At 64.6% G+C, this 9,338-nt stretch carries 5 protein-coding genes; 1 reads left to right on the top strand and 4 read right to left on the bottom strand.

All coding sequences use genetic code 11. The features are described from left to right. Positions 1–35: 35 nt before the first annotated feature. Together ACHQ4I_RS16860 and ACHQ4I_RS16865 are read right to left on the bottom strand one after the other, a co-directional pair. The gene (locus ACHQ4I_RS16860; protein WP_420772646.1) at positions 36–506 is read right to left on the bottom strand and encodes a PaaI family thioesterase; all 471 of its coding nucleotides are present in this window, start codon (positions 504–506) and stop codon (positions 36–38) included. A 105-nt stretch (positions 507–611) separates the two neighbouring features. Continuing rightward, positions 612–1,007 carry a CD225/dispanin family protein gene (locus tag ACHQ4I_RS16865; RefSeq protein WP_420772647.1) on the bottom strand — a complete coding sequence of 132 codons (396 nt, stop codon included), beginning with the start codon at positions 1,005–1,007 and terminating at the stop codon, positions 612–614. A gap of 225 nt (positions 1,008–1,232) precedes the next feature. Between ACHQ4I_RS16865 and ACHQ4I_RS16870 the strand changes: the two genes are divergently transcribed. Continuing rightward, positions 1,233–1,916, top strand: a complete 684-nt coding sequence (locus tag ACHQ4I_RS16870; protein WP_420772648.1) for a hypothetical protein — start codon at positions 1,233–1,235, stop codon at positions 1,914–1,916. Positions 1,917–2,007: 91 nt separating this feature from the next. Here the strand turns inward: ACHQ4I_RS16870 and ACHQ4I_RS16875 are convergent, their stop codons facing one another. Beyond that, on the bottom strand, positions 2,008–5,961 hold the full coding sequence (locus ACHQ4I_RS16875; RefSeq protein ID WP_420772649.1) for a DNA-directed RNA polymerase subunit beta': 3,954 nt from the start codon (positions 5,959–5,961) through the stop codon (positions 2,008–2,010). Positions 5,962–6,098: 137 nt separating this feature from the next. Continuing rightward, on the bottom strand, positions 6,099–9,338 hold a 3,240-nt coding region (rpoB, locus tag ACHQ4I_RS16880), incomplete at its 5' end, for a DNA-directed RNA polymerase subunit beta (protein WP_420772650.1).

Genomic DNA, 9,338 nt, shown 5'->3' on the forward strand with positions numbered 1-9,338 from the left:
GCGCGCTCGGGCCGCCCTCCCGGCCGCGAATCGGATCATTTCCTCCTGGGGCGGATTACCGCGGTGAAAGTCGATGCGGCAACGGACTTTCCGGTGTTGTCGGTGATGTCCACCGGCACGTCCAACTCGACATCGACCCGCGCCGCGATATCGGAGCGCACCTGCTCGAGAGTTTCGGCGGATAGCTCGGCTGTCGCGAGAAACGGACCCGCATCGCCCTTGGCCCGCGCCAGGTATTCGATCCGGCCGTCGCGAGCCACGATGAACGTCTCACCCATCAGATCGACGATGCCCGAGATCGACGCGCCCATCGCCGCGGTCTCGGCCAGGCCGAACAGCACCGCGGCATGCAGATCGCCATTGTGGTTGAGATGTTCGGACTTGGGCGCGATCGCCACGACATTGCGTCCCGCGCTGAACTCGACCCCTTCGATCCCGGTGAACTGGATAAAACCGAGCTTCTGAAAACCGGCCATCACCAGATCACCCATGGCTGCGCTGTCCATCGCATCTCCCACCAAACTGAAACGTGTTCTATTTTCATACCTTGGCGATGTGCGGTTGTCCACCAGCAGTTCTACGTGAGCAACTCCGGGCGGTGGAGCGAGCCGTCAGTAAGACGACGAACTCGTCAGCGTGACAACGAGATAGCCGAGGACGAGCACCGCGCACAGCACATCGACCACAGTGGCCGCGATCGCCCAATGCTTCGCTTTCCTGGACAGAACCATCGCGCCCGCGAAATCCCCGCTGTGCCATTGCGAATGCACCTGGGCACCGAAGAGAATCGACACCACGCCGAGTACGGAACCCACCATGCAGGTGCAGGTCCCCAGAATCGTGGCTCCGATCGCCCAGCCCAGGTAGGCAGGCGGCTCTCCCAGCGGATAAGGCGGGTATCCGTATGCGGGTGGGTATCCGTATGCGGGCGGATAGCCTGGCTGCGAGCCATATCCGGGCTGGTCGGCAGGGTAGCCGTAACCGTTTAACTGTTCCCCATCAGTCATGGCAGTGCTCCCGTCTCGAAGTCGGCGCTGGCCCCGGGCGGCGCCAGCGTACGAACCGAGCCGCGCACTGTGCACGGCATAGGTAGATCATCGCGCGATCGGCTCGGCTTGGGCACAATTGAGGACTGTGGCCCATCTATCGCGATTGGACATTGCATGACGGCACTGGCACGGGAAGCCGAGGGAAAGGCGACGTGTCTACCTCAGATTGAGCGGTAAGGGCCGATGTACGACCCGACATCCGATATCGATCGGATCATCGCACAGCAGGTGGGTTGGTCCGCGGTCGACGACCATCTGCTGTACACCTGCGGGGTCATCGACTTTCTGCTCCACGACCGGCTTGCCGAACTGCCGACCCGAGCGACCATGGTCCGCACCGAGGCCGACGAAATCTGCCTGGCCGAGGGGCCTGCCGTCTGGTTCCAGTGGCGGGCGGTCGGGAACGGCACCTGGAATCGCAACACCGTGACGGCTGCCGGATCGTTGTCCTTCGTGGCGGCGGCCCATCTCAGCAATGCCATGGCCAACCGCTCGCGACGCCGCCAGGCCGAGGCCGGATTGCGCCCACGATGGGTGGCCGAGCGCCCCGGCTCGGTGATGGTTTCGGACCGACGGATGTACTGCTACAACGCCGACCATTCGTTCTCGGTGCATTGGGCGGGCCTGGAAATGGTGGATATGCCCGGTCCCGACCGCATTATCTGCCGCTATCCGGACCGAAACGGCAAACCACATCTCGTCCAAGTCCAAAGCCCCTGGGCCGTACTGATTTTCGCACTAGCAGCCCACACCCAATTCCCGAGCCACCCCCTCTTGCAATCCGGCAACTGGCTACCGGCGGGATTCGAGGACAAATGCCACATCGCAGGCAAAACCTGTCCGCGAGTACGCCATCGGAACCATTAGACATCTGCGGTCCAGTCGCTGCTCGGTACGACGCGAAACGGCCCCCGCTCCGGAGGGAGCGGGGGCCGAATGCTGTTACGGCACTGCCGGATTACCGGTAGTCGCTGAAACCGTAATCGTCGAGCGGGACCGCGGCACCGGTGGTGGCGCCGAAGCTGTCCGGGCTGTAGTAGGTGTCGTCGTAGGACGGCACCGCGTACGCGGCGGCACGAGCCTCTTCGGTCGGCTGGACCTGGATGTTGCGGTAGCGGTTGATGCCGGTACCGGCCGGGATCAGCTTGCCGATGATCACGTTTTCCTTGAGGCCGATGAGCTTGTCCGAGCGGCAGTTGATGGCCGCGTCGGTCAGGACTCGGGTGGTCTCCTGGAAGGATGCCGCCGACAGCCACGAATCGGTCGCGAGCGACGCCTTCGTGATACCCATCAGCACCGGGCGACCGGCCGCGGGCTCGCCGCCCTCGGCGACGACGCGACGGTTGGAGGCCTCGAACTCGGCACGCTCGGTGAGCGAGCCGGGCAGGAACTCCGTGGCACCCGAGTCGATGATCGTCACGCGACGCAGCATCTGGCGCACGATGACCTCGATGTGCTTGTCGTGGATCGACACACCCTGCGAGCGGTAGACCTCCTGGACCTCGTGGACCAGGTGGATCTGCACCTGACGGGGGCCCATCACGCGCAGCACCTCGTGCGGATCCGCCGCGCCTTCCAGCAGCTGCTGGCCGACCTCGACGTGGTCACCGTCGGAGAGCAGACGCTCGGTGCCGTCGTCGTGCTTGAACACACGCAGACGCTGACGCTTCGAGAGCTTGTCGTAGACAACCTCTTCGCCACCGTCATCCGGGATGATGGTGATCTTGTAGAAGCGATCGTCGTCCTCGAGCCGCACCCGACCCGAGACCTCCGCGATCGGCGCCTTGCCCTTGGGCACACGAGCCTCGAAGAGCTCCTGCACACGGGGCAGACCGCCGGTGATGTCGTCACCCGCGACACCACCCTGGTGGAAGGTACGCATGGTCAGCTGGGTACCCGGCTCACCGATGGACTGGGCGGCGACGATACCGACGGCCTCACCGATGTCGACCAGCTTGCCGGTCGCCATGGAGCGGCCGTAGCAGGTCGCGCAGACGCCGGTGCCGGTGGTGCAGGTCAGCACGGAGCGAACCTTCACATCGGTGATACCCGCGTCGAGCAGCGCCTCGATGGCCGGGTCGCCGAGGTCGGCGCCCTTCCCCACGATGAGGTTGCCCTTCTCGTCGATCGCATCGGCCGCGAGCGTCCGCGCGTAGGCGGAGGTCTCCACGTGCGCGTCCCGGATCAGCGAGCCGTCGAGCTGCTTCTCCGCGATCGGCACCAGGATGCCGCGCTCGGTGCCACAGTCGTGCTCGCGCACGATGACGTCCTGCGAGACGTCCACCAGACGACGGGTCAGGTAACCCGAGTCGGCGGTGCGCAGCGCGGTGTCGGCCAGACCCTTACGAGCACCGTGGGTGTTGATGAAGTACTCCAGCACCGTCAGGCCCTCACGGAAGGAGGACTTGATCGGCCGCGGGATGAACTCACCCTTCGGGTTGGTAACCAGGCCCTTCATACCGGCGAGGGTACGAGTCTGGGTGAAGTTACCGGTCGCGCCCGAGTCGACGATCGTAATGATCGGGTTGTCGGCCGGGTAGTGCGAACGCAGCGCCTTACCGACCTCTTCGGTCGCTTCCTGCCAGATCTTGACCAGGGCGTTGTTGCGCTCCTGGTGGTCGAGAGCACCACGCTGGTACTTCTTCTCGATCTGATCGGACTGCGCCTCGTAGCGCTCCATGATCTCGGTCTTCTCCGGCGGAACGAGCACGTCCGACATCGAGACCGTCACGCCGGAACGGGTGGCCCAGTAGAAGCCCGCGTCCTTGAGCTTGTCGACGGTCTGCGCGACCACGATCATCGGGTAGCGCTCGGCCAGATCGTTGATGATCGTGGCCTGACGCTTCTTCGGCATCTGCTCGTTGATGAACGCGTAGTCCGCCGGGAGCAGCTCGTTGAACAGCACGCGACCAAGGGTGGTCTCGGCAATCCACGCATCGCCGCGGTTCCAGCCGTCCGGGAACAGCTCCGCCTCGACAGCCTTCGGCGGGCGCTGGTCGGTGAGCCGCACCTTGATCAGCGAACGCACGGTGAGCTCACCGCGGTCCACCGCCATCTGCGCCTCGGCGGGCGAGGAGTACACGCCCTGCTCCGGTGCGTCCTTGGTGGCCGGCTGGTACTCGCCCCGCGCGCCCTCTTCCAGGCGGGTCAGGTAGTACAGACCGGTCACCATGTCCAGACGCGGCATGGCCAGCGGACGCCCCGAGGCCGGCGACAGGATGTTGTTCGAGGACAGCATCAGGATGCGGGCCTCGGCCTGCGCCTCCGCGGACAGCGGCAGGTGCACGGCCATCTGGTCACCGTCGAAGTCGGCGTTGAACGCCTCACAGACCAGCGGGTGCAGCTGGATGGCCTTACCTTCCACCAGCTGCGGCTCGAAGGCCTGGATACCGAGGCGGTGCAGGGTGGGCGCACGGTTCAGCAGCACCGGGTGCTCGGCGATGACCTCTTCGAGGACATCCCACACCTGGGGACGCTGGCGCTCGACCATCCGCTTGGCCGACTTGATGTTCTGCGCGTGGTTCAGGTCGACCAGACGCTTCATCACGAACGGCTTGAACAGCTCCAGCGCCATCAGCTTGGGCAGACCGCACTGGTGCAGCTTCAGCTGCGGACCGACGACGATGACCGAACGGCCCGAGTAGTCGACGCGCTTACCGAGCAGGTTCTGCCGGAAACGACCCTGCTTACCCTTGAGCAGATCGCTCAGCGACTTCAGCGGGCGGTTACCCGGTCCGGTGACCGGGCGGCCGCGGCGGCCGTTGTCGAACAGTGCGTCCACGGACTCCTGCAGCATCCGCTTCTCGTTGTTGACGATGATCTCGGGCGCACCCAGATCGATCAGTCGCTTGAGGCGGTTGTTGCGGTTGATCACGCGGCGGTACAGGTCGTTCAGGTCGGAGGTGGCGAAGCGGCCACCGTCGAGCTGAACCATCGGGCGCAGCTCCGGCGGGATCACCGGAACGGCGTCGAGCACCATGCCCATGGGCGAGTTGCCGTTGGCCTGGAAGGCCGCGACGACCTTGAGCCGCTTGAGCGCGCGCAGCTTCTTCTGGCCCTTGCCGGAGCGAATGGTCTCGCGCAGCGATTCGGCCTCGGCGTCGATGTCGAAGTTCTCCATCAGCTTCTGGATGGACTCCGCACCCATGGCGCCGGTGAAGTACTCGCCGTAGCGGTCGATCAGCTCGCGGTAGAGGACCTCGTCCACGATGAGCTGCTTGACCGACAGCTTGGTGAAGGTGGTCCAGATCTCCTCGAGCCGGTCCAGCTCGCGCTGGGCCCGATCGCGGAGCTGACGCATCTCGCGCTCGCCGCCGTCCTTGACCTTGCGGCGCACATCGGACTTGGCACCCTCGGCCTCGAGCTCGGCCAGGTCGGCCTCGAGCTTCTGGGCGCGGGCCTCCAGGTCGGCGTCGCGCTGATCGGCGACGGCCTTCTTCTCGACCTCCATCTCGGCCTCGAGCGTGGAGAGCTCGTTGTGACGCAGCTCCTCGTCGACACCGACGATGACGTAGGCGGCGAAGTAGATGATCTTTTCCAGATCCTTCGGCGCCAGGTCGAGCAGGTACCCGAGGCGCGAAGGCACGCCCTTGAAGTACCAGATGTGGGTAACCGGAGCGGCCAGCTCGATGTGGCCCATCCGCTCACGGCGCACCTTGGCGCGAGTCACCTCGACGCCACAGCGCTCACAGATGATGCCCTTGAAGCGGACGCGCTTGTACTTACCGCAGTAGCACTCCCAGTCCCGGGTGGGACCGAAGATCTTCTCGCAGAACAAGCCGTCCTTCTCCGGCTTGAGCGTGCGGTAGTTGATGGTCTCCGGCTTCTTCACCTCGCCGTAGGACCACTGGCGGATGTCTTCGGCGGTGGCCAGACCGATCCGGAGTTCATCGAAGAAGTTGACGTCTAGCACGTAACTTCCTTTCCCCTATTCGGGTCGAATTCGAGCAAAAGTTCACTAGTTGGTGGAACGCGGAGCCGAATGCCGTTCGGATCCTTTCGAGCGACCTGCAAGCAATCGCTACGGGGAAACGACATTCGGCCTACCGCCTAGTTCGCCAGATCGTCGACGGTGGCGGCTTCGTTCCTGGACAGGTTGATGCCCAGGTTCGCGGCCGCGCGCTCCAGATCCTCGTCGTCGCCGTCGCGCATCTCGATCGCGGCGCCGTCGGAAGACAGCACCTCGACGTTGAGGCACAACGACTGGAGTTCCTTGAGGAGCACCTTGAACGATTCCGGGATGCCCGGCTCCGGAATGTTCTCGCCCTTGACGATCGCCTCGTAGACCTTCACGCGGCCGACCACGTCGTCGGACTTGATGGTGAGCAGTTCCTGCAGCGTGTAGGCAGCACCGTAGGCCTGCATGGCCCAGCACTCCATTTCACCGAAGCGCTGACCACCGAACTGCGCCTTACCACCCAGCGGCTGCTGGGTGATCATCGAGTACGGACCGGTCGAACGGGCGTGGATCTTGTCGTCGACCAAGTGGTGCAGCTTCAAGATGTACATGTAGCCGACCGCGACCGGGTACGGGAAGGGCTCACCGGAACGGCCGTCGAACAGCGTCGACTTGCCGTTGTCGTCGACCATGCGCTCACCATCGCGGTTCGGCAGGGTCGAGGACAGCAGACCGGTCAGTTCCTCTTCGCGGGCGCCGTCGAACACCGGGGTGGCGATGTTGGAATCGGCCGGGGCCGCCAGCATCTCCTCCGGCAGGGCCCTGGCCCAGTCCGGGCGGGAGCCGTCCGAACCTGCGCCGACATCCCAGCCAGCCTTGCCGATCCACCCGAGGTGGGTCTCCAAGATCTGACCGATGTTCATACGACGCGGCACACCGTGGGTGTTCAGGATGATGTCCACCGGGGTGCCGTCGGGCATGAACGGCATGTCCTCGGTCGGGAGGATCTTGCCGATAACACCCTTGTTGCCGTGGCGACCGGCGAGCTTGTCGCCGTCCTGGATCTTGCGCTTCTGCGCCACGTACACCCGGACCAGCTCGTTGACGCCCGGAGGCAGATCGTCGTCGTCCTCGCGCGAGAACACGCGGATACCGATGACCTTGCCGGACTCACCGTGCGGCACCTTCAGCGAGGTGTCACGGACCTCGCGCGCCTTCTCACCGAAGATCGCGCGCAGCAGCCGCTCCTCCGGGGTCAGCTCGGTCTCACCCTTCGGGGTGACCTTGCCGACCAGGATGTCGCCGTCGCGGACCTCGGCGCCGATGCGCACGATGCCGCGCTCGTCCAGGTCCGCCAGGACCTCATCGGAGACGTTCGGGATGTCCCGGGTGATCTCCTCGGCGCCGAGCTTGGTGTCGCGGGCGTCGATCTCGTGCTCTTCGATGTGGATCGAGGTGAGCACATCCTCTTCCACGAGGCGCTGCGACAGGATGATCGCGTCCTCGTAGTTGTGGCCTTCCCACGGCATGATCGCCACGAGCAGGTTCTTGCCGAGAGCCATCTCACCGTTCTCGGTGCACGGACCGTCGGCCAGCACCTGACCGGTCTCGACCCGCTGACCCTCGTCCACGATCGGCCGCTGGTTGGCGCAAGTGCCCTGGTTCGAGCGTGCGAACTTGCGCATCCGGTAGCTCTTGCGGGTGCCGTCGTCGGCCATCACGGTGACGTAATCGGCCGAAACCTCTTCCACCACGCCGGACTTCTCGTTCACCACGACGTCACCGGCGTCGACCGCGGCGCGCAGCTCCATACCGGTGCCCACGATCGGAGCCTCGGAACGGATCAGCGGCACGGCCTGGCGCTGCATGTTCGCACCCATGAGGGCACGGTTGGCGTCGTCGTGCTCGAGGAACGGGATCATCGCGGTCGCGACCGAAACCATCTGGCGCGGCGAGACGTCCATGTAGTCGACCTCGGAGGCGGGGACGAGTTCGTTCTCGTCATTGCCCCGGCGGCAGAGCACGCGCTCCTCGAGGAAGCGGCCATCGGCGTCGACCGGCGAGTTGGCCTGCGCACGTACGTGGCGGTCCTCCTCGTCGGCGGTGAGGTACTTGACCTCATCGGTGACCACGCCGTCGACCACCTTGCGGTACGGCGTCTCGATGAAGCCGAACGGGTTGACCCGCGCGTACACCGACAGCGAACCGATCAGGCCGATGTTCGGGCCTTCCGGGGTCTCGATCGGGCACATGCGGCCGTAGTGCGAGGTATGCACGTCGCGGACTTCCAGACCGGCACGCTCACGGGACAGACCACCCGGGCCCAGCGCCGAGAGACGACGCTTGTGGGTCAGACCCGAGAGCGGGTTGTTCTGGTCCATGAACTGCGACAGCTGGGAGGTTCCGAAGAACTCCTTGATCGCGGCCACGACGGGACGGATGTTGATCAGGGTCTGCGGCGTGATCGCCTCGACGTCCTGGGTGGTCATCCGCTCGCGGACCACGCGCTCCATGCGGGAGAGGCCGACCCGGATCTGGTTCTGGATCAGCTCGCCGACGGTGCGCAGGCGACGGTTACCGAAGTGGTCGATGTCGTCGACCTCGACCGGCACCTCTTCGCCGCCGGGCGCGGTCATCGCACGATCACCGGCGTGCAGACGCACCAGGTACTCGATCGTGGCGACGATGTCTTCCTTGGTGAGCACCGACGCGGTGATCGGCTCGCCGAGGTGGATGCCCAGCTTCTTGTTGATCTTGTAGCGACCGACGCGCGCCAAGTCGTAACGCTTCTCCTTGAAGAACAAGTTCTCCAGCAGAGTCTGCGCGGACTCCTTGGTCGGCGGCTCGCCCGGACGCAGCTTGCGGTAGATATCCAACAGCGCCTCATCCTGACCGGCGGTGTTGTCCTTCTCCAGCGTCGACATCATGATCTCGGAGAAGCCGAAACGCTCGACGATCTCCTCGGTCGTCCAACCCAACGCCTTCAACAACACCGTGACCGGCTGACGACGCTTACGGTCGATACGCACACCCACGGTGTCGCGCTTGTCGACATCGAACTCCAGCCACGCACCACGCGACGGAATCACCCGCACACTGTGCAGATCCTTCTCGGTGCCCTTGTCGACGGTGTGATCGAAGTACACACCCGGCGAACGCACCAGCTGCGAAACCACGACGCGCTCGGTGCCGTTGATGATGAACGTGCCCTTATCGGTCATCATCGGGAAATCACCCATGAAGACCGTCTGACTCTTGATCTCACCGGTGTTGTTGTTGATGAACTCAGCGGTCACGAACAACGGCGCCGCGTAGGTCATGTCCTTGTCTTTGCACTCGTCGATGGAGGCCTTGACCTCCTCGAAACGAGGATCCGAGAAAGACAGGGACAT

The organism is Nocardia nepalensis, assembly GCF_048910785.1.
GTDB classification, from domain to species: domain Bacteria; phylum Actinomycetota; class Actinomycetes; order Mycobacteriales; family Mycobacteriaceae; genus Nocardia; species Nocardia nepalensis.